This is a genomic window from Hyphomonas sp., from assembly GCF_013823385.1.
GTDB lineage: Bacteria > Pseudomonadota > Alphaproteobacteria > Caulobacterales > Hyphomonadaceae > Hyphomonas.
Map to the genome: position 1 here is coordinate 63,195 of NZ_PNMA01000015.1, position 22,697 is coordinate 85,891.

The following is a 22,697-nucleotide window of genomic DNA, read 5'->3' on the forward strand; positions in this document are numbered from 1 at the left end:
CTACTCGATCAGGACCAGGGCTTCGCCAAATTCGACCGGCTGGGCGTTCTCGACATAGATTGCCTTCACGGTGCCGGCGCGGTCTGCCTCGACGGGGTTGAACGTCTTCATGGCTTCGATGAGCATGAGCGTATCGCCCTTCTTCACCTTGTCGCCGATGGTGATGTAAGCCTTGGAATTCGGATCGGGAGAAAGGTAAACCGTTCCAACCATTGGAGATTTCACGGCGTTATCTGAAGCTGCAGCTGCTGCGGGCGCCGCGCCTGCGGCCGCCGGAGCGGCTATGGCGGGCTGAGACGGCATCGCGGCTTGAGCCGGGGCCGCCACAGTCTGGACGACAGTAGCAGGGGCAGGTTTCGACACGCGGACCCGGAGGCCCTCATGCTCGACTTCCAGCTCACCCAGATCGGCTTCCCGCAGGATTGCAGCCAGTTCCCGGATCAGGCCGGTGTCCAGCTTGTTCTTGGCAGTACTCATAATTTTAGCTCCTAGCCTCTCCCGATAGCCTCAGGGCCGCGCTCAGCGCGAGTTCATATCCATAGGCACCTAGCCCGGCAATTGTACCAACTGCAACAGGCGCCACGTAATTGACATGCCGGAACGCCTCGCGCGCAGCGGGGTTCGACAGGTGCACTTCGATCAGCGGAATCTTCAGCGTTTTCAAGGCGTCATGCAGGGCGATGGACGTGTGCGTGTAGGCGGCTGCATTGAGGATCAGAGCCCGGCCCTCACGGGCGGCCTCCTGCACCCAGGACACGAGCTCACCTTCAGAATTCGTCTGACGCGCGACTATTGCCACGTCGCCTGCGAGCGCCCTGAGTCGGGCGTGGATATCTTCGAGCGTATCCCGCCCGTAGATTTCCGGCTCGCGCGTACCCAAAAGGTTGAGGTTCGGCCCGCCGAGGACATATACCGGTTTCGACATGCGCCTTCGTTTGCGCTGTAACGGCCAGCGTGGCAAGAGGGCAACAGTCAGGGAATTTTACGGATGCAGATCACGCTGAACGGTGAGGCGCTCGAGATCGCCCCCGGCACGACGGTTGCGCAGCTTGTCCACCGGATATCCGGCGAGACGGGCCGTGATCCGCGCGGCATTGCGGTGGAGCGCAATCGCGAGATCGTGCCGAAATCCGAACATGCCATGACCGTGCTGACCGAGGGGGACAGGCTGGAGATCGTGCAGTTCGTAGGGGGTGGATAAGGGGCGCAAAAAACTCCAACGGTTCCTCCAACGAGCGTCCGGATTCCTCCAAAAAAACTCCAACCGCTGCGCCCTTTCGCGCCCCATTTTGCAAGTTTCTAAGTCAGGAGACACAAACCCCGTGCCCGACACCGCCTCCCAGAGCCCGATCAACGACCCGCTGGTGATCGCCGGCAAGACCTATGCCTCCCGCCTGATCGTCGGCACCGGCAAGTATGCCTCCTATGAGCAGAATGCCGAGGCCGCGCGCGCGGCCGGCGCCGAGATCGTCACTGTGGCCCTGCGCCGGGTGAACCTGTCGAACCCGAACGAGCCGCGCCTGACCGATCATGTGAAGCCTGACGAGTTCACCTACCTGCCCAACACGGCGGGTTGCTACACGGCGGACGACGCCGTCCGCACGCTGCGCCTGGCGCGCGAGGCGGGGGGCTGGAACCTTGTGAAGCTGGAAGTGCTGGCCGATCAGAAGACGCTCTATCCCAACATGCCCGAGACGCTGAAGGCCGCAGAGGCCCTGATCAAGGATGGCTTCGAGGTGATGGTCTACTGCTCGGATGATCCGGTTTATGCGCGCCTTCTGGAAGAGGCAGGCTGCGTGGCGATCATGCCGCTGGGGTCGCTGATCGGCTCCGGGCTCGGGATCATGAACCCGGTGAACATCCGCCTGATCATCGAGGCGGCGCGCGTGCCGGTGATCGTGGACGCGGGCGTGGGCACGGCATCTGACGCGGCGATTGCCATGGAACTGGGCTGTGACGGCGTGCTGATGAACACCGCCATCGCGCAGGCCAAAGACCCCATCCGCATGGCGCGGGCGATGAAGCATGCGGTGATTGCGGGGCGCGAAGCCTATCTGGCTGGCCGGATGCCGAAGAAGCGGTATGCGGATCCAAGTTCACCGCTGGCGGGGCTGATTTAACAGGCTTCCGGTCTATGAGGCGTTGAGGAGCGCTGTGCGGATTTTCCTGAACTTGGGCTTGAGTTCCAATTCAGACAGGCGCCGGACAATTGAAGATGTTCGGATCCCTTCATTTGATATCCAGTGGACGCGGGGATCGGCGTCAACATCTGCCGGGGTCACCAGGCCGGGAATTGGTTTTCCGTAGCGATCAAGGATTTCGCCGGCCTCATTTCGGCGCGGAATCGAACGGCGGTGCAGGGCAATTACATCCCAATTGGTGTTGAATACCGGTGAGCCCGAGCTTCCCCGTTCCGTGTCGGTCGTGTAGTTGCAGAAATCCGGATACGGATCGTTGTCTCTCAAGAACTGCAGGGCACTGTTGTGCACAACAATGCTCTTGGGGCCCTCGCCCGGAAATTGGATCATTGAGACCGCCTGACCTTCGAATATCTCTTCGTGGCCTGATCTCAGTGGAAGGAATGCAGCCTTCTGAGTATCCGCAGATTTCACAGCAATAATTGTAAAATCAAGTTCGGTGTCGGTCGCAAAAAAAGTACCGGGATCAAGATCGAGATCTATCAAAGGCAGCGGTGGTCTTACCTTGTATCGTTCAAAATTCAGAACAAAAGAGCGGCTCCGGGCAGAATCTTCCGTCGGCAGAACATGATTGTTTGTGATGATCAGGTTTTCTGCAATGAAAAATCCGGTACCCACACCCTTGCCGTTGGCGGTGGAAATCTGCCCAACGGACTGGGCTTTCAAGAGGCCCTCCGCCAGAAACTCGATATCGAGGATTTCTCGATGCTGCAGCATGATGCGCTCAAGGCCCGCCAGACCCTTGTCAAATTTGCTGCCCATCTCGTCCAGCACGGACCGAAGCGCATTGTCAGGAATGTCAAACAAGCGCTCTGGCGCAATGACACGCAGTGGGGCGGTCAACGAGGCCGCAGACAATTCCGGATCCGGAGTTTCGCTCGTCAAAAGATTATACAGATCTGCGCGCGCAAACATCATGCCGGACGCCGAACTTCCAGCCCCGGATGGGGAGGGGAGGGATGGCGCCTGCCCAAGTGATTTCGTGATGACGGGCATGCCGCCTGCAGGACCGGAGACTTTTTTCCGATCACGGAAACGTTGTTCCGCTTCTTTCAATAAATCAGATGAAGAGGTCATTTCCCGGCACGATTTTGAATTCACCCGAAAAGAATACTGTGGTAAACTTTAAAACGAATTCAAGAAATGCGCAAATGAAAAGCGTAAGGTGGGGACTTCAATGACCAAAGACAAAACCAAGATATCCTATGGCGACTATATCGCGAAGATATATGACCCTCAGACAACGGAACAATGGATCGCTGACCACTCCATTGTCAGACCTGTGGATGGTCCTTTTGACCTTCGCCTGGAGCCGGATCCGGATAAGGTTGAAATTCCTCCCGCGCTGCTGGGCAACGAAAACGCCATGGCGCTGGCCAATGATGTTTCCCGTTCGCGGAGGAAGAACAAATTTGATCGCCGGAAGAAATCCGGCCGCCATCCACCTGTGCTCGTTTCAGAAGGCGACAGTTGGTTTCAGTTTCCCGTACTTGTCGAAGACATCATTGATGGTCTGGATCGCGACTACCTGATCTATTCGCTCGACGCCGCCGGGGACAAGCTGAGCAACATGATTTATGGCCCGCCCCGGAAAGGGAAACGTGAGTTTCTCGATGGGCTGGATTATACCAAGAAAGACGTTCGGGGCTTTTTGTTTTCCGGCGCCGGCAACGACATTCTGGGAGATGATGCTTCCGGAAAGTCTGTGCTTCTGACCTTGATCAAGAAGTTCAACGGAAACCTGAACGACGCCGTTGGCCATATAGACCACGCTGCCTTGGCTTCGCAGCTTTCCTTCATTGAGGGCGCCTATCAGAGCCTGATCAATGATATCAGGGCAATCAAGGCTTTCCGGACCCTTCCGATCTATGTCCATGGGTATGATTATGTCTTTCCCTACCCTTGGAAAGAGAATGGCAAGCCCGACCCCCGAAAGCCGAAACACGCAAAGCCCGACCAATGGCTGGGCAGCATTTTCGCTTCGAAAAACATAGCCGATCAATCGCTTCGCCGCGACATACTGATGGATCTGATCGATCAGCTTTACGCCAGGCTGGGGGGGCTTGCGGCCAAACCCGGCAATGAGAATGTCTTCATTGTTGATTGCAGGGGCGCGATGCCGAAGGTGAGTGATTGGATCGACGAAATTCACGGCACTTCAGCCGGGTTCAGCAAGGTCTCCCAGCGGTTCAGGGACACCATCTCCAACAAGACACCTCCAGGGAACATTCACCCGTAACCCGGGAACAACCCAATCCAGCAAAGCAATTGCCGCGTTGTCTGCTGGTTAGAGTGGCGCGATAGCCAGCGGCTGCGGTCTTGCGCAGCTGCTGCGCCGTTATGAAAGGCTTTCCTTGGGTCGCAGCCTATGCTTTCGGTTGCTGGAACTTCGGAAAGCCCAAAATGAAACCCGACCTCATCATCTTCGATTTTGATGGCACGCTGGCGGACAGTGTGGGGTTTTTCCGTGAGCTGCTGCCGGAGCTGTCGCAGAAGTTCCGGTTCCGGATGCCGAGCTTTGAGGAGCAGGAAGCGATGCGGGGGCATCCGCCGCGCGAGGTGATGCAGGCGCTGGGCATTCCGGGGTGGAAGCTGCCTTTCATTGCCGTGCATGCGCGCAAGCGGGCGAAGGCGGCCGAGACATTCCCGCTGTTCGAGGGCACGCTGGATCTGCTCGATACGCTGATGGCCAAGGGCATTCCCGTGGCGGTCGTTTCTTCCAATTCCGAGGCGGTCGTACGCCGGGCGCTGGGGCCGGAGATCAGTTCACGGATTTCTGCCTGGAGCTGCGGGGCGGGCATGTTTGGCAAGGCCAAGCATTTCCGGGACGTGATGAAGCGCCTGAAGGCCGATCCGGCGCGGACGCTGGCGGTCGGCGACGAAATCCGCGACATTGATGCGGCGCGCGAAGTGGGCATCCGCTGCGTGGCCGTCAGCTGGGGGTTTGCGCCGCGCGAGGCGCTGAGCGCGGCGCAGCCCGACCATGCCTTTGATTGCGGGGAAGACCTCAAGGCCTTCCTGGCGGGCTGAAGCAGCGATCAACCAGCCGTGAGCGGAATCCCGCGCATCCATGCCTCAAAAGGGCTGGACAGGCGGGCAGAATTTTCCGAGGCAAATGTAACAATAAAACAGAGAGGATCCCGCCCATGAAAACATGGATCACCGCCGCTGTATCCGCGATGGTGCTGGCCATGCCAGCGCTTGCCGAAGTGCCGCGTATCGATTTTGCCAAGGCCGAACGCCCCGCCGGAGGCGCTGTGGCGCTGCCCGTGGGCAAGGATGGCGCGCTGGAAGGCATTTCCCGTGACGTTGACCGGGCCGCGAAGGGGGCGATTGCCGAGGCGATCAAGACCGCCGGCTTCAAGGGCGCGGCCGGGCAGACGCTGACGCTCTATGGCGTAGGCCCCTATGGCGCGGTGTTGCTGGTGGGCACGGGCGAGGGCCTGAAATCCGCCGCCGACCTGCAGACCTATGGCGGCACGGTGGCCAAGGGTACGGCGGGATGGACGGCGGCGGTGAACGTCGTGGTGCCCGACGCCAAGGATGTGGGCAATGACGCGGCGATTGCCGCCCAGGGCGCGATGCTGGGCGCGTATGATTTCGGCAAATGGGGCAAGGCTGCGCCGGCCGCTGAGCCCAGGGTGACGCTGACCTTCCTGGCGCCGGACGCCAATGCCGCGCGCCGCGCCTGGGAAACGGACGCCCGCGCCGTGGCCGAAGGCGTGTTCTTTGCGCGGGACCTTGTCTCCACGCCGTCGAACATCAAGACACCGGCCTGGTTTGCCGATCAGGTGGTGGAAAAGTTCCAGGGCCTGTCGAATGTGACGGTGACAGTGCTGGACGAGACGCAGATCGAGGCCCTTGGCATGGGCGCGCTTTACGGAACGGGGCAGGGCTCTGTGCGTCCACCGCGGCTGGTGGCGGTGGAGTATAGGGGCGGCCAGGCGGGCGAGGCGCCGATTGTCTTTGTCGGCAAGGGCATCACCTTTGATACTGGCGGCATCTCGATCAAGCCGAGTGCCAATATGTGGCGTATGCGGATGGATATGGCCGGGGCAGCGGCGTCGGCGGGCGCGGTCCTGACGCTGGCAAAGCGCGGAGCGAAGGTGAACGCGGTCGCGGTGCTTCCGCTGGCCGAGAACATGCCGGATGGCAATGCGATCCGCCCCGGCGATGTTCTGACCTCGATGAGCGGCAAGACGATTGAAATCATGAGCACGGACGCCGAAGGCCGGCTTGTTCTGGCCGATGGGCTCTGGTGGGCGCAGGCGCAGTACAAGCCGAAGCTGGCTGTGACGATTGCGACGCTGACGGGCGCTGTCGGGGGTGCTCTGGGGTCTGACTATGCCGGTCTCTTCACCAAGGATGATGCGCTGGCCGAGAGGTTTCTTGCGGCGGCGGATGCGTCGGGTGAGGCGCTGTGGCGCCTTCCGGTGCATCCCAATACGTTCAAGGCCATCCGCAGCGATGTGGCCGACGTCAAGAATGGCGGCGATGGCGCGCCGGGCGCTTCTGTTGGCGCCGCGTTCGTGATGGAATGGGTGAAGGAAGAGACGCCCTTCGTTCACCTCGATATTGCGTCAATGGCCTGGCAGAACTCGGGCAATGCGGTCGATCCCAAAGGCGCGGTCGGCTATGGCGTGCGCCTCTTTGACGAGCTGGCGCGGACTTACGAAGCCAGGTAATCCTTTGACAGAATGAAATGGGAAGCCCCGGCAGGATGCTCGTCCGGCCGGGGCTTCGCTTTTTTAGGGCCAAGGCTTCAGGCGGCGATGCCCTCGGCGACGCGGCGCATCAGGAAACTGGGGTAGTTCAGGCCGAGATTGACGACGCAGGTGCGGTCTAGAATATCCAGCGTGCGGGCGCACATATCCGGGGTGTAGGTAATCTCGCGTTTGGCCCAGGCCCAGGGGTTCATCTTCGGATGGAAGGTGCGCCGGGCAAGGATGGGTTCCCAGTTGGTGTAGATGTGCTTGGAGCTGTCGCGCAGGCGGTTCCAGATGCCTTTGCGTCCCTGCAGGGCGATGGCGGCCTCGGTGGTGGGCGCAATCACGGTGAGGCTGACGGCGCTGTCTGCGTCATTGTGCGGGGTGACCTGATAACCCGTGCCTCTGGCGAGGATGTCCGCCAGGGCGGCGCGGCGTCTGCGCTTGCGCTCCAGCATGGGGACAACCTTGCGAAGCTGCACACGCGCCATCGCGCTCTGGATCTCGTTGACCTTCATGTTGACGCCGACGAAGGCGGGCTCGTTATAGCGCTCCTCATGGCCCCGGATCATCGCGCCAAGATCATGATAGGAACGGGCGCGGGCATAATACTGGTCGTCATTGGTGAGGATGGCGCCGCCCTCGCCGATATTTAGGTTCTTCATCTTGTTGAAGCTGAAGGCGCCGAGATGGCCGATGGTGCCGAGGGCGCGGCCCTTATAGGTGACCCCGACGGACTGGCAGGCATCTTCGATGACGATCAGGCCGTGCTTTTTCGCAATCGCCATGATCGCGTCCATGTCGCAGGGGGCGTTGCCCATATGCACAGGGATGATGGCGCGGGTGTAGGGGGTGATCTTCCGCTCGATGTCTTCGGGATCGATGGTGAGGGTCTCGTCAATGTCGACCAGGATCGGAACAGCGCCGACCATGACGGGCGCGGCGGCGGTTGCCATCCAGGTATAGGCTGGGACGAGGACCTCATCGCCGGGGCCGATGCCAGCGGCGGCGAGGGCCGCGATCAGCGCGCCGGTTCCGGACGTGACGGCCAAGCTGTGGCGCGCCCCAGTCAGCCGGCAGAGGTCCTGCTCGAACTCTTCGGTGAAATGAGCCTTCTCGGAATAGCGCGTGAGCTGCCCTTCCGCGATCGCGCGGCCAGCGGCGATCCATTCGCAGATACCCATGGCTGGCATTTCGGCGTCTCCCAGATTGGCTCAGGCCATCCAGGGACAGTCAATTTGCATGCCAGAGGGCAAGTCCGGGAACGTCGGGTAGACCGGCCCTCCGGAAGGGCCGGCCGTCAGCTGCGTTCCTTGACCAGGCCGATCTCGCGCAGGCGTTCCATCAGAAAGTCCTGAGCCGTGATCGGCTTTTCTGCCTTGCCCCCTTCGGCGAGGCAGCCGGGGAGGGCTTCGATCAGGAAATCCTGATTGAAATGAAGGAAGAAGGGGGTGGAGTAGCGCGGGAAACGGGAGCGTTCCGGGGCCGGGTTCACGACGCGGTGCGTGGTCGAGGGCAGAACGCCGCCGGCATAACGCTGCAGCATGTCGCCGCAATTGATCACGAGCGCGCCGGGGGGCGGATTGACGGCAAGCCAGGCGCCTGAGCGGTGTTTCACTTCGAGACCGGCTTCCTCGGCGCCCAGAAGCAGGGTGATGACGTTAATGTCTTCATGCGCGCCGGCACGGACCGAGCCTTCCGGCGGCGGGTTCATCTGCGGGGGATAGTGCAGCAGGCGCAGGATGGAGTTGCCGAAGTTAACCTTGTCGTCAAACCAGGCCTCCGGAAGGTTCAGATGCAGCGCAACGCCCTTGAGCAGCTCCGCGCCAAAATCGTCCAGCGCGGTGTAGAGCGCGCGGGTGGCGCGGTCGAAGTCTGCCACTTCGGTGACGCTGGGCGTATCCTTCATCGTGGCGCGGTAGGGCGAGCCGGGTGGCAGGTCGCGGCCGGTATGCCAGAACTCTTTCAGGTCAGCCTGCGCCTGTCCCTTGGCGTTTTCAGTGCCGAAGGGCGTGTAGCCGCGCTGCCGGCCGCCGGGAGCATCGTGATATTTTTCCTTCACATCCTCGGAGAGGGCGAAAAAGCCTTTGGTGGCGGCAAGGTTTGCATCGATCACGGACTGCTCGACCGGGTGGCCGGTGATGACGGCAAAGCCGGTTTCCCGGAAGGATTTTCCGAGCTTGTCAGCGAAGGCGGCCTTGTCGGTGTGCCAGAGGGCATAGGGGATGGGTTCGAAATATTGGGTCATGGAAGAAGTCTGCCAGAAGTAGCGCCGCGCCGATAGATGGCGGCCTGACGCGGGCATTTCGGGACCGGAAAATGGAGCATTTCTGATGGCAGGCTGACGGCTGTCTGACGAGGGGCTGACGGAAGGAAAATTAAGTTGCATCAAGGAGTTACCTTTCCCTAGCGTGCGCCCGGATACGGAGAGGAGAGCGCGCTGTGCAGCTGAAAATCGTGGACCGCTACAAGCGGGACTGCCCCGCCTGTCTCAGCGAGGATGAGCGCCCTCTGGACCGCTACAGCCGGGATGGCTGGAACATGGTTCAGTGCGCCCGGTGCGAGCAGGTGTATCTGAACGAAGCGCCTGTCTATGAGGCGCTGTCGGAGGAGCTGGCCTGGACGAAGCAGTTCGCCAAAGAGGCAGCACGGCGAAAGCAGAAAGACCCCATCGTGCAGTGGCTGGACACCAAGACCCGCTGGCGGCTGCACATGTTCCGCGAAGACGAGTGGGGTTATATCGCCGAGCGGGTTGAGGCGGGGCGCGTACTGGATGTCGGCTGTGGCTCCGTGAACCGTATCCCTGAGCAGTTCACCCCGTTCGGCATCGAGATCGAAAAGGAAACGGCCGCCATCGCGAATGAGAAGATGCAGGCGCGCGGCGGACGGGCGGTGCACGCGCCCGCGCTGGACGGGTTGGAGCAGTTCGAGGACGGCTTTTTCAACGGCATCATCATGCGCTCCTATCTGGAGCATGAGGCGCAGCCGCGCGCGGTGCTGGAGGCCTGCTACCGCAAGCTGGCACCGGGGGGCGTGATTTATGTGAAGGTGCCGAATTTCGGGACGCTGAACCGGGCGGTGCGCGGGGCAGAATGGTGCGGGTTCCGCTATCCAGATCACCTCAACCAGTTCACCATTCCGGGCCTGAAACGGCTGGCCGAAACGCTCGGCTACCGGTTTGAACTGAAAAACGTGCTGACGCGCTACACCAACGACAATCTGCACAGCTTCCTCATCCGGCCCTGAAGCGGCACTGAAGCGGGCTGGCTGGGGGGCAGCCCCTTGATGCTTAACGAAATCTCAAACGCGCCATGGCATCTGTGACAGGTTGAGTACCCGCAGGGAGCGGCGCGAACCTATGTCTCCAGCCGATGCCGGCCAATCTGAAGCGCGGGCAGCGCTGCCGCGCTTGCGGCCACGCCTGGGCGCGGCGGATGTGCTGGTGCATCTGTGGCGGGCGAAATGGCTGATGCTGCTGGTCTTCCTGCCGCTGTTCACGCTCGGCCTGTTTGCGGCGCTGATGCTGCCGCAGCGGTATGTGGCGCAGGCACGGATATTGGTGGCACCGGCATCCGAGCGCGCGGACGCTGACAGCGCCGCCCGGTCCGAGATCGAGCTGATGCGCAGCCCGGTGGTGGCGCGCGCGGCGCTCGAGAAGGTGACCCTGGCGCGGGCCTATCCGGCACTTGCCGCGCAATGCGGCCGGAAAGACTGCGTGCGGATCGGCGCAGACCTTGTGGACGATAGTCTTCAGACAGATGTTATGCCCGGCGGAAGGGCCATCAGCCTGCGGTTTTCCCATGCCGATCCGGAAATGGCTGCGGCCCTGCTGAATGCCCTGACACGGGCCTATCTCGATTATCGCCCGGCGGTGCTGGGGGAGGAGCCGGCCCTCAGCTTCGCAGCCCAGCGGGAGCGGTTTGAACGCGAGGTGGCCGATGCCGAAACGGCGATCCTGGCCTATCTTGCGCAGAACGGGCTGACCGGGCTTGAAACTGAGCGCAGCACGCAGCAGCGCCTCTATGAGGCCGCAAGTCTTGAACTGATGACAGCGGCCGCCCAAAAGGCTCAGCTTGAGGCGGAGCTGGCAAGCTATCGCCGGAAGCTTGGCACGCTGCCGGCCGATCAGGCGCTGTATACGGAAGACACCGCCCACCAACGCCTGCAGGAGCTTTACGTTCAGCGCGAAGAGCTGCGGGCCCGTCTGGCGCCCAATGCCCTGGCGCTGCGCGATCTGGACAACCGCATCGAGCGGATCGAAGGGCTGATCGCGGCGCAGGCAGAGACTGCCGGCGCCGTGCGCCGCGGGCCTGATCCGCTCTATCAGGAAGTTCGCTTGGCCATTGCGCGGCTTGAGGCAGAAGTGCAGGCGGCAAGCCGTCAGCAGGCGGAGCTGCATGCGCAGATCGCCAGCCTTGAAGCGCGGGATCAGCAATTGCGGGAACTGGCGCCGGGGCTGGCAGAGTTGGCGCGCCGGCGGGATATTGCCGCCGATGCGGCGCGTCAGTTTGGTGCCAGAGCCGCTGAGGCGCGGGCGCGGAGTGATCTTGCCCGGGAGGGCGCGGGGGATGTCCGCCTTGTGGAAAAGGCAGCGCCGCCGCTACGCGGGGAAAGCCTGCGGATATTCGCGTCTGTCGCCGTATTTCTTCTGGCGGCGCTGGCCGCACTCGGCGCGGGCCTTGCGCACGCGTTCAGCGCGCGGGGCTTTGCCACGCCGCGCGCACTGGAGCGGACAGTGGGCCTGCCCGTGCTTGCCACCGTGCGGCAGCACTGAGACCAGGCGAGCGCTTTTCCTAAAGACGCATTAACCATGGCATGCTAGCGCTCCAGCAGGAAGAAGCGAAGGCACGTCATGCTTGATCTGCGGCAGGATCTTGCCAGCCTCTGGCAGGCTGCAACGCGGGTCACCCCGCGTTCGGGGGGGCGTGTCCTGATGTTTATGTCGGCGAGCGAGGGAGAGGGCACGAGCAGTGTTGCCGCCTCCTTTGCCCTGATGGCCGCAGCGCGGGCCGCCCGCATGACCTGGCTTATTGATCTCGATCTGCGGGGTAACCCTCTTTATACGGCGTTTTCAAAGGGGGTTCTCGGCGGTATTGGCCGGCCGGGGCATGCGCTGGACGCTTCCCTTGGGGTGGAACAGGTTTATTCTGTGCCCGGATCAGAAAATGTGCCGGCCATGTCAAAACTGCTGACGGCGCATCAGATCGATGGTCTGCGCCTCCTGGTGACGCGCTTCCGCAATGAGCGGCTTTCGCCGGGGCAGAGTGTGCGCATGCTGCCCGCGCCAGGCTGGTGGGCAGCACTTCGGCGCAGCGCGGACTGGGCCGTCATCGACGCCCCGGCGCTTTCGCGTTCCGCAGCGGGGCTGACCTACGCGCCTCTGGCTGATGGAGTGGTCCTGGTGGTTCAGGCCGAAGCAGCCGGCGCCGATGAGGTGGAGGATCTGCGCGCGGCGGTCGAGGCGGCGGGCGGGAGCGTCATCGGGGTCGTCCTGAACCGGTTGAAATCCGGCCGGGCGCCTGCGGGCCATCAGCGGCCGGGCGCCTGACGGCGCGTTGAAGGCGCCGTGCGGGCTGTGGAATTCCGGGAGGCGCGGCCCGGCGCGGCGCCAAACTGGCCGATTTATTCCGTCTGTTTCGGCGGTATGGCGACTTTTCCCGCCCGAGGGCGTCCAATCACCGCAATTCAGACTTGCCCCAATTCCCCCTCCTCTATAGGGAATTCCGAGCGCTGGAGAGGTGGCCGAGTGGCTGAAGGCGCGCCCCTGCTAAGGGCGTATACGTTAACGCGTATCGAGGGTTCGAATCCCTTCCTCTCCGCCACTTGTACCAAGGCGCTTGTTTTTAGATAATAATCTGAAAAATCAGGGGAAAGCTGTGTACCCCGGTACAAAACTTGGTACAATTCGAGGATGAAGAAAGCCCCTGATAAGTGCGTTTTTAAGCGTGAGAATGGCACCTACTATTTCCGCCGGGCCGTCCCCAAAGAACTGGTGGGACGGATCGGAAAGCGCGAATGGAAGGTGTCTCTAAAGACCACGGAGTACGGTCGGGCGCACGCCGAAGGGGTCGCAATATTCGAGCGCACTGAACGTCAGATCGCTCAACTGAGAGGTACAGCGCGCTCCGCCGATCCGGTAGAGGCCGGACTTCCTGCTTCGGACGAGCAAGTCGAGGCAATTGCTGCGGCTGTGTTTTCCCGCAGCGCCACGATGACCATTGGGCGGTTCGAGGGGCACGTTGTTGCTGGGCGTGTCCAAGGCAATGCTGCTGCGGAAACTTTGCAGAAGTTGGAAGCGGAGTGGGCGAGCCTACAAGCTTCTACGCCTCTTGGTGCCATACACACTGAATTTCTGGCGTTACTTCCCAAAATCGAGCAGCGGGCAAATCGGGATATCGATCCCATGAGTGCTCTTGGTGTGAAGCTTCGTAGAGCGCACTGGCAGATGATGAAAAGCTCGCTGAGAAATCGGATCGCACAACTGAAGGGGGATGCTGACGAATTGGCTGCTCTGAACTCGTCGCGCCGTCCGCGACCAGATCTAAAATTGCTCGTGGAGCTTTTCAGGAAGCATAGGACGGCAGATTGGGCGCCTAGTACGCACCAGAAGTTCGATGCTGTCTCTGCTGTTCTCCTCGACATTCTCGGGCCGAACCTGAAACTTTCAGCGATTGATCGCGAAGTGGGCCGCGACCTTCATGAAGTGCTGCATGATCTACCTCCCAACTACAAAAAAAGGCGCCAGCTTGCGGGTTTATCTGCGCGCGAGGCGGCGGCAGTTGGCCGGGAAAAAGGGCTGCCAAAGCTGGGGCGAAAAACTTTGGAGGACTACCTCAACCACATATCCTCAGTCTTTGAGTTTGCTGTGCATGAGGACCTCATCAAGGGGAACCCCGTGAAGGGCTTGAAGGCCACCGCGACTAAAACCGATGCTGATCGTGTACCCTTCACGCAATCAGATTTGGTGAAGCTATTTAGCGCTCCGATATTTACAGGGTGCGTTGACGACGAAAAATCCTGGAGGGAGCCAGCTAGGACGCAAGTTAGACGGGGGCGCTATTGGGTTCCACTAGTTGCCCTACATACCGGCATGCGCCTGAATGAAGTATGTTGCTTGCGCAAAGGCGACATCAAATTCGAAGGATCTGTTCGATACATTGAGGTGTCAGATAGCGGCGGGCGGCGTCTAAAAACGGAAAATGCACGCCGGGTTATTCCGATGCATCCTCAACTATTGAAGCTCGGCTTCTGGGACTGGGTGCAGAGCACTCCGGGGGGAGATGATGCAGATTTATTCCCTGAGCTCCAAATGGATGCGAAAGGATCTCGAACCAACGTTTTTTCTAAGTGGTTCGGGCGCCTTCGGAAGTCGGTAGGTATCACTGATGCGGGAAAAACGTTTCACAGCTTCCGGCACCTTTTTACGGACTTGCTCAGGGAAGCAAGCGTTTCAATGGAGAACAGTGAGCGCATCATGGGCTGGACGAATAACCACGTTCAGAGAGGTTATGGGCGTGGCCCGTCTCTAAACTCTCTGAGCGCGGATATGAATAAGATTGATCTGTCGATGGCCAGCATTGACCATCTAATCCCATTGCAGAAACGTCAGCTGTCTGAGTGAAATCTATTCGAGCTATTGCTTATTGTCTCGCCGAGATGTAACGTATCAGCCATCTGAGCTGGAGCGTCTTTTTGGGTGCGGCTCTGAAACTCATCACCATAGCAAGAAATTCGAAATCCTTTTTTGCCCATTCAATTGGGGAGGAATGGAGAAAACTAGTATGGCGTTATGGGGTGATACAAAAGGACGGTTTGCGTTTGCCCCGAATGCCCTGCACGGCGCTTCCCCTTATATAGACCGTTTGCAGGTAGATATCAGTATTCCTGCTCCGTTTTTAGAGGAGCGTCAGTTTGCTGAATTCCTAGACACGCTTTCAGGAACTTTGTTTTCAGCCAGGCATGGGTATGAAGCCGCAATTCACGCTGGATGGCTTTTCGCTGGGGCCATCCGTTTGTCGCGCGCGCGATCAGGCCGCGAAAACAAGGAGATATCGATAGGACTAAATCTCAATCCAACGCGCTTTCTGCAAGCTCACAATGTCCCCAGCACAGTGAACGCTAGAAGAGGGATACTTTCTCACCCTCGCATTAACTTGCGTCGAAGCGATGGCGCCGCTCACACAGAACGTCTTTTGATCGCCGAGCGGCTTTCATTTGATCGGAACGATAACTTTTTAACTCATCATGACACAGTCCATGGACCAGTCTTGGACTGGAGTACGCGGACAAGCGAGTATCTTGAAGCATGCTATTCTCTGATCCGTGAGGAGATTATTTTCGCCTGTAGGCAACTGCTGGGGGCAAACTTTAATGCCGACTATATTCCGCGTTTTGACCGAGCTAGCTGTCGCCTCAGTTCAATCGAATTTTATTGGGAATACGCGGTGGATAACTCCATCGCAAAAGTGCATGAGGTGTCGAAAGATTTTCGGGCAATTTTGCGCGATGCATTTCAGACAGAGTTCCGCGTTGTTCGAGAGCGCGAATTCGGCGAAGGGCGAGAAAGAAATTCACCTTTTGTAAAAGGCCTTTTGGGGCATGCGGATATCAGCGCCAAGCTATACGCGAAGGCGTCACATGTAGTTCGCTTTGAGGTAACGTTTCAGCGGCAGCCGTTGCGCACTCTGACAGGAGATAGAAGCCTACGTTTCGGCCGCCTTGGAGGCGCAACGCTGTCGCTGGAGCAACAACTTGAAATCATGGGCGATGAGGCTTCTTCTAGGTCTTCGAATTTCTGGAATGACTTCTGGCAACGAATGCATTTGGCGCCGCAGCCTGAACGGGCAACAATCTTTCGCCTTCTGGAAAGGCTTTTTCGGGCCGCAGAAAACTCAGCGGTCAGCGTGCCCGAATTGATCTCAATGTTAGTAGAGGGTGGAGGATTGGAATCATTCGGGGCATCCGGTGATGAAATGGACCCAATAGCCCGGCTCCGTCGTGATCGAATTCTTACCCGCATCACTTCAGCGCCCAACCGGCGGGCGAGGTATCAGTTCCGGTCAGACTTGATGCCTTTGATCAATTTGCTGACTACGAACCCAAACGATGAAGCACATGAATTGGACCTAGGCGACACTTCACTCTTGCAACATGAAGAAAAACCGTCAGTCCGCATACGTCCCCGAAGCTACAATAGGCTTCAGATAGAATAGTTATCCGATTTCGTTGCGGTTCAGAGCGTCACACTGTCACGCAGCCACGCTGATCTGCGCAACGCACCCAGCTTCAAGCCGCCATCGCCTGTAGTGGGGAACCTATCACTTGCAAAGTTCAAGCCCCATATCGATGAATACGCTGCTATCGCCTGCATACGCACCAAACTCGTCTCGTCCCATGAGGGTTCGCGCGTCGGGATATTCTCCAACACCAATAGCGGCACCGTTCAAACCGTACTTGGTGTTCCCAAGTTCGATGAGGACTAGAGGGCGGCGTACCCCACCAAACGAGCCGTTTCGACATGATAGACGACCGCTTGCGAAGTCAGGCCACGGCCAGGCATCCGGATAGTCGGCGGCTAATACAGTACCGCGCGGCAATTTCTTCGGTGCAGAAGCTTCTGCTTCTGCAGCCTCTCCATTTTCGGCCTCTGGGCTTGAAGCATACGGTGTGCAGCCCGTCAGCATGATCAGTGCGAAGCCAACGGCGGCGACTAGGTTCCGATTGCAAAAGTTGGCGTTTGTGTACCCCGGTGAAATCAATGCAGCCTCCCAAGCAATTCTCTGGAATACCGAATACATTCGGTAAAAATATTTAAAATCCGTAGATCGTTCGGTGGCGCATTTCAACCGTACAATTGAGCTATCTGCATGTCAGATCAGCTTAAAATTCAAATTGGCCAGCGCATCAAAGCGGCCCGCAGCCAGCGCACGCTTACGCAGGAGCGTCTCGCCGAGATCGCTGATTGTCACATAGATACGCTCTCATTGATCGAGCGGGGCAAAACGCTTCCATCCATCGATGTGTTGCTGCGCCTTAGTGAGGCTCTCGAACTGGATATTGCGGCGCTGCTGAAAGGAGGTGTCTCTTCGGGCAAGCCTCAGGCCAGACAGGAAGCGGAAGCGCATTTTTGGGCACTGGTAAGCCAAATGTCTGACTTGGAGCTGGAGAAGCTTAAAGACATGGCATCGGTGTTGTTGAGGTAATTCTCAAGCTTGCGGCATTCGGATCGCGCCGATTGGCGATGATATCCCGTCTGATCGAATGTCTCAAAAACGAAAGTTTGTGCGACCACGAATTAAGTGGCTCCGGGTAGCCGTTTCATGCCCGAAACAGACCAATAAGTGTCTCAAATAACATCTTGAAAATGCGGTGTATCAAAATACAATACAGATACGTATTTGAGACACTTCGGGGTTTGCGGTGAAAATTGGATATGCGCGCGTCAGCACGCGGGATCAGAATCTGTCCTTGCAGGAAGAGGCGCTGAAGAAATTCGGATGTGATCGGATCTTTATTGAGACCGCATCAGGTGCCCAGAGGGATCGACCACAGTTGAAGGAGGCAGTTTCCTTTCTTCGCGAGGGCGATGTTCTGGTTGTGTGGAAACTGGACCGGTTGGCGCGTTCGCTGCGGCAGCTTATCGAGACCGTAGACGAGCTTGCTGGAAAAGGTGTCGGCTTCGCGTCCGTTACGGAAGCAATCGATACTACGACGCCGGGCGGCAAGATGATTTTCCATGTCTTTGGCGCCCTGGCTGAGTTTGAGCGCGAGCTTATCCGAGAAAGAACCGCATCGGGTCTAAGTGCAGCCAAAGCGCGAGGGGTCCGGCTTGGCCGACCTAACTCACTAGATGCGAGCGAATTGGGGGTAGCTCGTTCTTTGAAAAAGAGTGGCGAGATGACAGCGACCCAGATTGCCGACCACTTGGGTGTCAGTCGCGCAACGCTTTATCGGGCGTTGAAGGAGGGCGCGTAACTTATGGCCCGGACTGTATGTACCCCGGTGCACGGAAGCATCCACCATCTGGTGCGGCCCAGCGGTTAGGTTGGAAGATAGTTATGACACGGATGAAAATTTTTGATACACTTATATATGCACGATATCAAATCTTCCGTCCGATCATACCGTTACCTTGAAGAGATTGGCCGCATCCGTCTCTCGGAGAATTTTCTACTCAGAGATTTTTTGCACTCTGAAATCGCCTCGGCGTTTGGCTTAATAAATGCCCCCTCCGATCTAGGTTTGGCAGTCGAAGTAGGTACAAAACTTTGCTCTGAAATATTAGAGCCCATTCAGCAGGAGTTTGGGCGAATATCGGTTCGGTCAGGCTATCGATCAGCTCAAGTAAATGCGCTTGGTCATAGGCTGCGTTTAAACTGCGCGTCGAATCAAAAAAATGCTGCGGGCCACATATGGGATATTCGCGATCAATTAGGCAGAAAGGGGGCAACAGCGTGCTTGGTCATCCCCGAATTCTGTAATCGATACCAGCACGCTGGCGCCTGGCGTATCTTGGCAGACTGGATAGATGACCATCTTGAATATGGCACTGCGTGCTTCTTTCCAAAATTGTGGGCCTTCAACATTCAATGGCATGAAGCGCCTCTGCGTGAAATACGGAGCTATGCCTGGCCTCGCGGTAAGTATTTTAGAACGGGCTCGCGCGAGTGTGGCTGTGTAGATCAAATGTGCTTTCATGACATATAGACATTGGTGCGCAACTTCGCTCAATGGTTTCATCGAAACTCTTTTGGTGGGAAACGGTAAGCGGGGTGGAAAGTGCCAAACGGTAAAATTCCGGCATTGAGATTGAAGCAGTGGTTGTCCGACTGGGACGGCTACGAGTTTGAAGAAACGGCTCAACGCCGAAAACCTGAGCCGTACATTTATCTTTTTTCAATGCCCGCCAATCAGCTTCGAAAGCTCAGCGATGTTTATCGCAGAGAACGTGAAGTTGAAGCTACTGAAGGAATTCAGCGTGCGCGTGACGACAACCGCACGAGCCGCATTAGGCGTTACATAAAATACGGCTACCCATTCGGCGACTTGCGTGCCGACCAGCAGAATGAAGAAAATTTGAGCCTAAGAAAACCCGGCTGGCTGCCAACCGCGATTGTGGTCAATGTGCTTACTTCGCAGGACCGGGCTCGTAGAGGGCGAAAAATAAAGCCGGCTCATCAGGCTAGTTTCTCTCAATCAAAAGGTGGCGCGTTCGAGCTAAATACTCCGTCAGAAGATATTTTCGAAGATGGTGATGTTCGACCATTTGAAGTGATTGATGGGCAACATAGATTATGGGCGTTTGATGAAACCGACGATTTGCCTGGAGATTTTGAGCTTCCTGTAGTGGCTTTTGTTGGGCTTGATATTGCCTGGCAGGCCTATCTATTTTGGTCGATCAACGTATCGCCAAAGCGGATCAACCCCAGCCATGCGTTTGATTTGTACCCACTACTGCGGACACAAGACTGGCTGGAAAAAACTGGTGAAATTGCAGTTTATCGAGAGGCCCGGGCGCAAGAGTTAGTCGAATGGCTTTATAAGCACCCCAAAAGTGTTTGGGTCGGCAAGATCAACATGTTGGGCCAAAAGGGCGAGGGCCGTGTAAGTCAGGCCGCCTGGATTAGGTCGATACTTGCGTCGTATCTTGGTACTGGTCGAGGAAAAGGTCGGCACGGCCTTTTTCATGCACCAGTTCACAATGAAGAGCCGTTGGGGTGGAGTAGGCCGCAGCAAGTCGCATTCATAATGCTTTTTTGGGAATATTTGGCCGAAGAAATCAGGCAACAGGTCCCAGATTGGGCTGAACATTACATCAACGAAGAGCGAGATCCCCTTTTCGATCGCTCAAGCATGCTTAATCAGGACATGGGCGTTCGTGCCGTAAATGCTGCGGTCAATGATCTGTTTTTAAATGCAGCCCTCTCGGGGGAAATTTCGGACTGGCATTTTAATGCCGACAACGACACTGATACTTCAGCTGAGGACATAACTAGAGCTTTGCGCAGTCTACGAGTTAAACCTCTGGCAGGACTCCTCAGGTCTGTGGCTCAGACCCTTGCGCGGTTCGACTGGAGATCGGTAGACGGACCATACGTTAAGGGAACGGATGCCGAAATTTTAAAGCGCGCTTTCCGGGGTAGCGGTGGTTACACTCTTCTGGTTAGAAATCTGCTATCGCATTTGGTTACCGAAGGTGACGGCCAAGTTGCTCATTTGGCTGAGGCGGCGTCCGAAGGTGACGTTGAATGAGCATGGTACTAAGTGTTGTAGCGAGCGCTAGTGACAGCCACGTCATAACAGCCCTTGCTGGTTTCAGGCCTAGGTCAGCGCTAACTTGGTTGCCGAGTGTGCATCCCGCTCCCAGAGGCGAGATTCTTGGATCTAACGGGAGACCACTCAGAGATTACAATGCGTTTGTCACTGCACTGACGGAAGCAGACGCAGCGCAACTATTGGCCGCGGTAGCCCCGAATCACTGTTTAGATGGTTGGAGCTACCTTTCCCGATCGTTGGATGCATTGCTGTCAGGTGACCTCCATGCGGCGCGGCATTTGTCTTACTATGCGCAGCTTAGAGGGGCTCTCAGCATACTGGCATTTTCCGGTATTGGCATATTCAACGGCCTCTGCTTTGCAATTGACGCAAACGGACGCCGCTCAAATCTCTATTCTGGGCGGCGAAGCCCTGGTACCCATGTAGCGGCGTGGCAAGCTTTGGAAGCTTGGGGCGACGAGCCAGCGCAGGCTGCCCGATTTATGAATGCAATTCAGTTCGGTGGCGCCTCTCTTTTTGATAGCGTGCAGGCGATCTGGCCGAGCAGCACAGCTATTAGCTTGGTGAGCCAGATTGTGGATGCATGGGGTGTGGATCTAAAGAGCGGTGTGAGAGACCATGATGCGCGGAACATTTCCAGTTACAATCCCCATCAGCTCAATCCCCATACCTGCTCCGCGGTAGACGCCGCAGAGTTTGTGCAGCATGTCTGGAGTGTGCTTGAGCCAGTGTCTGGCGGAGATTACGTTTTGCTAGATCGGCATCTGCTGAGAAGGTTGCTTCAGCAAGTCCACCAAACCGTTGAGCCTCCTGGCACACCTTTTTCGGCAGGAGCAATATTTGCGAGACATGCCAATCTTGCTCCACGGGTGGCCGGTTTAGCGTCCCGAGACTTTTTATCAAGTGTTGTGGAGCCAGATGATTTGCCGCTGTTGGCGAAGGCCCAAGTGTATTCAAGCGGCAACGCGATAGGCATGATTAGCCGGGCTGTTTTGCTATTGCGAGTGGCAACTGGGATCACTCGTTCGGCGCTAAAGGATGCCGGGTTCCTTCTTGAAAATGATGCTCTTGGTTGGTTGGAAGCGACCGGCGTTGACAGGGGATTTTGGCCCTCCGGTAGTGCGTCGCGACCGCAATTCGCCGAGTTGTGGGACGATGTGGCCTTGGCTCTGGATGATCTTGGTAGAATCATTGTCCAAGTGCCGCCAGATCGCCATTCGATGTCTGCTTTGTTAGGGATGTCATCCCGTTATTTAGGGCAGTGTGAACGCGCCTTTATGTGGGGACTGGGTACGTGAAATATATGGGCTCCAAACGCTATATGCTTTGCAATGGCCTTGGAGATACAATCACCAAACTTGCTCCCAAAAGTAGGCGTTTCATTGACCTGTTTTCGGGATCCGGGGCTGTATCGTGGTTCGTAGCAGAGCAGTTCCCTATTCCTGTCGTCGCCGTAGACCTGCAGCTTTACAGTTCAGTTCTGGCGGATGCCATATTAGCGCGTACTGGACCTTTGGAGATCAGGTGGGTTGAAAACTGGCTCCAGCGTGCCAAGGCACATGCAGAGTCGAGCAAGGGATATCAGCGGGCGCAACAACTGCAAAATACGATTGCCGTTGGGGCCGTACACTCCGCCGCCACTTCTGCCAGAGAGCTATGCGCAAATTCTGAGTACTCTATTTGCAGAGCTTATGGCGGTTATTACTACAGTGCTCTACAAAGCATATTGATCGCTTGCTTGCGCCAAACCCTTCCATCAGATCCGAGCAGGAAGCGAGTAGCGTTAGCAGCGTTAGTTCAAGCTGCAAGCATGTGCGCTGCAGCGCCGGGCCACACCGCTCAACCCTTCAAGCCAAATTCATCAGCAGGAAGGTTTCTGTTGGAGGCATGGCGCAAAGATGTTCTGGAGATTGTGGCTCAACGAGCTAAGGAGCTTTCCGCTCGGTTTGCTCTGGTTGAGGGTAAATCCATAGTGGGTGACGCCAACATTCTTGCGCGTGAGTTGAACGTCGACGATCTTGTATTTCTTGATCCACCATATTCAGCGGTGCACTACAGTCGCTTTTACCATGTACTCGAAACAATTGCTTCGGGGAAGGACGTAGAGGTGAGCGGAGAAGGCCGGTACCCTCCTCAAGAATTAAGGCCACATTCAAGCTACAGCGTCGGAACAAAGTCCTTGTCCGCAATTGAAGACCTACTCGCCACGCTGGGCTCGCGTGGATGTCGCGTCATCATCACATTTCCTGCAGGCAAAGCTTCGAATGGGCTGAGCGGTGAATTGGTGACGTCCGCAGCCGAGAAGTACTTTAAAGTCGATTCGGCAACAGTTCACGGGCGTTTTTCAACGCTCGGCGGTAATGCGAAAATTCGCAGCGCGCGTCAGACATCAGAGGAGCTAGTTCTGAGCCTCCGCCCAAGATGAGTTGATATTTTTTAGTCGACCGCAATAGAAATGTCCGTACAAGAACTTATGATATCCAATCATTCACGCAGTTGAATGCGTATAATCAATGGC

At 57.6% G+C, this 22,697-nt stretch carries 21 protein-coding genes and 1 tRNA gene; 16 read left to right on the forward strand and 6 right to left on the reverse strand.

The features are described from left to right. Both accB and aroQ read right to left on the reverse strand, forming a co-directional pair. Complete coding sequence (gene accB, locus C0456_RS10680) at positions 1–477, reverse strand: acetyl-CoA carboxylase biotin carboxyl carrier protein (RefSeq protein ID WP_291051575.1); 477 nt, start codon at positions 475–477, stop codon at positions 1–3. A 4-nt stretch (positions 478–481) separates the two neighbouring features. Further along, positions 482–925 carry a type II 3-dehydroquinate dehydratase gene (aroQ, locus tag C0456_RS10685; protein WP_035594597.1) on the reverse strand — a complete coding sequence of 148 codons (444 nt, stop codon included), beginning with the start codon at positions 923–925 and terminating at the stop codon, positions 482–484. Between the two features lie 63 nt (positions 926–988). On the opposite strand from aroQ, the gene thiS reads away from it, so the two are divergent. Both thiS and C0456_RS10695 read left to right on the forward strand, forming a co-directional pair. After that, positions 989–1,201 (forward strand): sulfur carrier protein ThiS, encoded by a 213-nt coding sequence (gene thiS, locus C0456_RS10690; RefSeq protein WP_291051581.1) that lies wholly within the window; start codon positions 989–991, stop codon positions 1,199–1,201. A 121-nt stretch (positions 1,202–1,322) separates the two neighbouring features. Beyond that, positions 1,323–2,120 (forward strand): thiazole synthase, encoded by a 798-nt coding sequence (locus tag C0456_RS10695; RefSeq protein ID WP_291051584.1) that lies wholly within the window; start codon positions 1,323–1,325, stop codon positions 2,118–2,120. Positions 2,121–2,132: 12 nt separating this feature from the next. Here the strand turns inward: C0456_RS10695 and C0456_RS10700 are convergent, their stop codons facing one another. Continuing rightward, positions 2,133–3,275 carry a serine protease gene (locus C0456_RS10700; RefSeq protein ID WP_291051587.1) on the reverse strand — a complete coding sequence of 381 codons (1,143 nt, stop codon included), beginning with the start codon at positions 3,273–3,275 and terminating at the stop codon, positions 2,133–2,135. 100 nt (positions 3,276–3,375) lie between these two features. Here C0456_RS10700 and C0456_RS10705 point away from each other — a divergent pair, with 100 nt between their 5' ends. The 3 genes from C0456_RS10705 (at position 3,376) to C0456_RS10715 (ending at position 6,883) form a co-directional block, all read left to right on the forward strand. Then, positions 3,376–4,437: a hypothetical protein gene (locus C0456_RS10705; RefSeq protein WP_291051590.1), complete on the forward strand. Its 1,062-nt coding sequence runs from the start codon at positions 3,376–3,378 to the stop codon at positions 4,435–4,437. Positions 4,438–4,601: 164 nt separating this feature from the next. Beyond that, entirely contained in the window at positions 4,602–5,228 is a 627-nt protein-coding gene (locus tag C0456_RS10710; protein WP_291051593.1) for an HAD hydrolase-like protein, read from the forward strand. 116 nt (positions 5,229–5,344) lie between these two features. Next, on the forward strand, positions 5,345–6,883 hold the full coding sequence (locus C0456_RS10715) for a leucyl aminopeptidase (protein ID WP_291051596.1): 1,539 nt from the start codon (positions 5,345–5,347) through the stop codon (positions 6,881–6,883). A gap of 77 nt (positions 6,884–6,960) precedes the next feature. On the opposite strand, the gene C0456_RS10720 is transcribed toward C0456_RS10715, so the two are convergent. Further along, positions 6,961–8,097 carry an aminotransferase class I/II-fold pyridoxal phosphate-dependent enzyme gene (locus C0456_RS10720; RefSeq protein WP_291051599.1) on the reverse strand — a complete coding sequence of 379 codons (1,137 nt, stop codon included), beginning with the start codon at positions 8,095–8,097 and terminating at the stop codon, positions 6,961–6,963. A 107-nt stretch (positions 8,098–8,204) separates the two neighbouring features. Further along, entirely contained in the window at positions 8,205–9,152 is a 948-nt protein-coding gene (locus C0456_RS10725; RefSeq protein WP_291051602.1) for a 2-oxoglutarate and iron-dependent oxygenase domain-containing protein, read from the reverse strand. 194 nt (positions 9,153–9,346) lie between these two features. On the opposite strand from C0456_RS10725, the gene C0456_RS10730 reads away from it, so the two are divergent. The 6 genes from C0456_RS10730 (at position 9,347) to C0456_RS10755 (ending at position 16,116) form a co-directional block, all read left to right on the forward strand. After that, positions 9,347–10,150: a class I SAM-dependent methyltransferase gene (locus tag C0456_RS10730; protein ID WP_291051606.1), complete on the forward strand. Its 804-nt coding sequence runs from the start codon at positions 9,347–9,349 to the stop codon at positions 10,148–10,150. A gap of 112 nt (positions 10,151–10,262) precedes the next feature. Beyond that, positions 10,263–11,678 (forward strand): Wzz/FepE/Etk N-terminal domain-containing protein, encoded by a 1,416-nt coding sequence (locus C0456_RS10735; RefSeq protein WP_291051609.1) that lies wholly within the window; start codon positions 10,263–10,265, stop codon positions 11,676–11,678. A gap of 78 nt (positions 11,679–11,756) precedes the next feature. After that, a complete protein-coding gene (locus C0456_RS10740; protein ID WP_291051612.1) occupies positions 11,757–12,452 on the forward strand; it encodes a hypothetical protein in 696 nt (231 codons plus the stop codon). 184 nt (positions 12,453–12,636) lie between these two features. Continuing rightward, positions 12,637–12,726 (forward strand) — tRNA-Ser (locus tag C0456_RS10745). A gap of 89 nt (positions 12,727–12,815) precedes the next feature. Further along, complete coding sequence (locus C0456_RS10750; protein WP_291051615.1) at positions 12,816–14,525, forward strand: site-specific integrase; 1,710 nt, start codon at positions 12,816–12,818, stop codon at positions 14,523–14,525. Between the two features lie 22 nt (positions 14,526–14,547). Continuing rightward, positions 14,548–16,116, forward strand: a complete 1,569-nt coding sequence (locus C0456_RS10755; RefSeq protein ID WP_291051618.1) for a hypothetical protein — start codon at positions 14,548–14,550, stop codon at positions 16,114–16,116. A gap of 105 nt (positions 16,117–16,221) precedes the next feature. Here the strand turns inward: C0456_RS10755 and C0456_RS10760 are convergent, their stop codons facing one another. Then, positions 16,222–16,701 (reverse strand): hypothetical protein, encoded by a 480-nt coding sequence (locus C0456_RS10760; RefSeq protein ID WP_291051621.1) that lies wholly within the window; start codon positions 16,699–16,701, stop codon positions 16,222–16,224. Positions 16,702–16,770: 69 nt separating this feature from the next. Here C0456_RS10760 and C0456_RS10765 point away from each other — a divergent pair, with 69 nt between their 5' ends. The 5 genes from C0456_RS10765 (at position 16,771) to C0456_RS10785 (ending at position 22,604) form a co-directional block, all read left to right on the forward strand. Then, positions 16,771–17,106, forward strand: a complete 336-nt coding sequence (locus C0456_RS10765; RefSeq protein WP_291051624.1) for a helix-turn-helix transcriptional regulator — start codon at positions 16,771–16,773, stop codon at positions 17,104–17,106. Between the two features lie 217 nt (positions 17,107–17,323). Further along, the gene (locus C0456_RS10770) at positions 17,324–17,878 is read left to right on the forward strand and encodes a recombinase family protein (RefSeq protein ID WP_291051626.1); all 555 of its coding nucleotides are present in this window, start codon (positions 17,324–17,326) and stop codon (positions 17,876–17,878) included. Positions 17,879–18,682: 804 nt separating this feature from the next. After that, the gene (locus tag C0456_RS10775; RefSeq protein WP_291051629.1) at positions 18,683–20,155 is read left to right on the forward strand and encodes a DGQHR domain-containing protein; all 1,473 of its coding nucleotides are present in this window, start codon (positions 18,683–18,685) and stop codon (positions 20,153–20,155) included. 260 nt (positions 20,156–20,415) lie between these two features. Next, positions 20,416–21,477: a hypothetical protein gene (locus C0456_RS10780; RefSeq protein ID WP_291051632.1), complete on the forward strand. Its 1,062-nt coding sequence runs from the start codon at positions 20,416–20,418 to the stop codon at positions 21,475–21,477. Positions 21,478–21,482: 5 nt separating this feature from the next. After that, complete coding sequence (locus C0456_RS10785) at positions 21,483–22,604, forward strand: DNA adenine methylase (RefSeq protein WP_291051634.1); 1,122 nt, start codon at positions 21,483–21,485, stop codon at positions 22,602–22,604. Positions 22,605–22,697: the final 93 nt, after the last annotated feature.

Excerpts from the sequence above, each read along its gene's own strand:
- C0456_RS10700 (WP_291051587.1), bottom strand. The coding sequence starts at position 3,275 with ATGACCTCTTCATCTGATTTATTGAAAGAAGCGGAACAACGTTTCCGT.
- C0456_RS10740 (WP_291051612.1), top strand. The coding sequence starts at position 11,757 with ATGCTTGATCTGCGGCAGGATCTTGCCAGCCTCTGGCAGGCTGCAACG.
- C0456_RS10715 (WP_291051596.1), top strand. The coding sequence starts at position 5,345 with ATGAAAACATGGATCACCGCCGCTGTATCCGCGATGGTGCTGGCCATG.
- C0456_RS10765 (WP_291051624.1), top strand. The coding sequence starts at position 16,771 with ATGTCAGATCAGCTTAAAATTCAAATTGGCCAGCGCATCAAAGCGGCC.
- C0456_RS10710 (WP_291051593.1), top strand. The coding sequence starts at position 4,602 with ATGAAACCCGACCTCATCATCTTCGATTTTGATGGCACGCTGGCGGAC.
- aroQ (WP_035594597.1), bottom strand. The coding sequence starts at position 925 with ATGTCGAAACCGGTATATGTCCTCGGCGGGCCGAACCTCAACCTTTTG.
- C0456_RS10725 (WP_291051602.1), bottom strand. The coding sequence starts at position 9,152 with ATGACCCAATATTTCGAACCCATCCCCTATGCCCTCTGGCACACCGAC.
- C0456_RS10735 (WP_291051609.1), top strand. The coding sequence starts at position 10,263 with ATGTCTCCAGCCGATGCCGGCCAATCTGAAGCGCGGGCAGCGCTGCCG.
- accB (WP_291051575.1), bottom strand. The coding sequence starts at position 477 with ATGAGTACTGCCAAGAACAAGCTGGACACCGGCCTGATCCGGGAACTG.
- C0456_RS10720 (WP_291051599.1), bottom strand. The coding sequence starts at position 8,097 with ATGCCAGCCATGGGTATCTGCGAATGGATCGCCGCTGGCCGCGCGATC.
- C0456_RS10785 (WP_291051634.1), top strand. The coding sequence starts at position 21,483 with ATGGGCTCCAAACGCTATATGCTTTGCAATGGCCTTGGAGATACAATC.
- C0456_RS10750 (WP_291051615.1), top strand. The coding sequence starts at position 12,816 with ATGAAGAAAGCCCCTGATAAGTGCGTTTTTAAGCGTGAGAATGGCACC.
- thiS (WP_291051581.1), top strand. The coding sequence starts at position 989 with ATGCAGATCACGCTGAACGGTGAGGCGCTCGAGATCGCCCCCGGCACG.
- C0456_RS10760 (WP_291051621.1), bottom strand. The coding sequence starts at position 16,701 with ATGTATTCGGTATTCCAGAGAATTGCTTGGGAGGCTGCATTGATTTCA.
- C0456_RS10705 (WP_291051590.1), top strand. The coding sequence starts at position 3,376 with ATGACCAAAGACAAAACCAAGATATCCTATGGCGACTATATCGCGAAG.